Annotated in this window: 1 protein-coding gene; it reads right to left on the bottom strand. The window is 44.8% G+C overall.

The genetic code is table 11. The annotated features are described in order from the left end of the window. Window positions 1–325: 325 nt before the first annotated feature. Window positions 326–1429 (bottom strand): TnsD family Tn7-like transposition protein (locus E5S67_RS31945; protein WP_246277104.1); only part of this gene is annotated, 1104 nt, incomplete at its 5' end.

Genomic DNA, 1429 nt, shown 5'->3' with positions numbered 1-1429 from the left:
TTTTTGCCGATTTCCAGTGTATAAGTATTATTATAGTCCCTAATTATTATAATTTATAATATTTTGCAATTGATTTAGGATTGCTATAGCAGAGGATGAATCAGGTATAACCAGCGTAAAGACATCACCCGTTGTCTGATTCCAAATAGGTTGTCCATTTTGAAAAACTTGCCCTAATCGCAACCAAGATATTAACCCCCAAGGAAAATCGACCTCCCTGAATTCACCTGACTCGTGTTTGAAGATCGCAGTCGTGCGCCATTGCCGATGGGTAGACTCTCGCCAGGGCGATCGCAGCCACCACAGAGTAACAAATTCATCTTCATCAAAGGGCCATTCGCTGAGGCGGACAATCTCTGCCATGTTGGTGCGGGATCTGCTTTAGAACATCCAAAGCTTGATTAATAGCATTTTGTACAGATGGTAGCAATTCCACCTCTGGACGTAGCCCTGCGCGACGAACAAGCTGCCATCTTTGCGGACAAATACCCTCTTGGCGGTAACACTCTACAACCCATTGAATTCGTCGCACTGCAAAGGTTTCTCGTGTTTCAACTAAGTCTGCTAGAATTTTTGCTGTTAAAGGTAGCTTATCAAGATGTTTCTGGATTAGAGCCAATTGACCCAGTTCTCTAGCGATGGCCGCAGTTGTAATCTGCGTTGGTTTTCCTACTTTACTATAAAGATTTGCCGCTACCAGTTTGATTGACTCAGCCAATTCAGTATCTCGACTTTCCCAATCCACACGAGCAGGAGGAGGCGCTTTCTGCTGTATAGCTGGCAGATGGGCTTCCAACCATTCGCGATCGTGCCTTAATAACCAGGTGTAAACTCGTTGGAATTGCTTGCGTAAGATATTCCTTCCGGCTTCAGGGTTATTTTTTCTGGCAGTTAGCCATTCTGAGCGATATTTCTCTAAAGTAATTTCTGGAACTGCCTGCTTTTTGCTTTCACTACCAACTAATTTCCTTTGACTCTGATTAGTTTGCCGCTTACTGTGGCGGGGGAAATCTAGAGATAGTGTCGCAGCATGGAGTTTGACAGTAGTTGGATCGACACCTAGCTGACGAGATATTCCTCGGAGGCTAAAAGTTGGGTCTTGCCAAAGTTCTCTAAGGGTATTCTCCCATATAGAACCGAAAGCTCGGATTTTAGTAATGCGTAATCGATCTTCTTCTGTCCGATCTGGCCCAGTACGGCAATAACTAAATCCACAAGTACAGCAAAAAGTGCCTATTGGTTTACCATGCTCTTGACTGTAGGTGATTTCGCATTCTTCAATTACAGGCTGGCGGAAATGGCTAGCAGTCCGATTCAGACATAGCCAAGGCCCTGTACCAAAGCTGGCGGGGTGACAACCCCGCCGGAACTCAGACAGGGCTGGTATTTGACCGACTTGTGTTAAAAAAAGATAGGTCAGATGAAAGTT

Source organism: Microcoleus asticus IPMA8 (assembly GCF_013179805.1).
GTDB lineage: Bacteria > Cyanobacteriota > Cyanobacteriia > Cyanobacteriales > Microcoleaceae > Microcoleus > Microcoleus asticus.
This window is presented reverse-complemented; position numbering and strand designations above follow the sequence as displayed.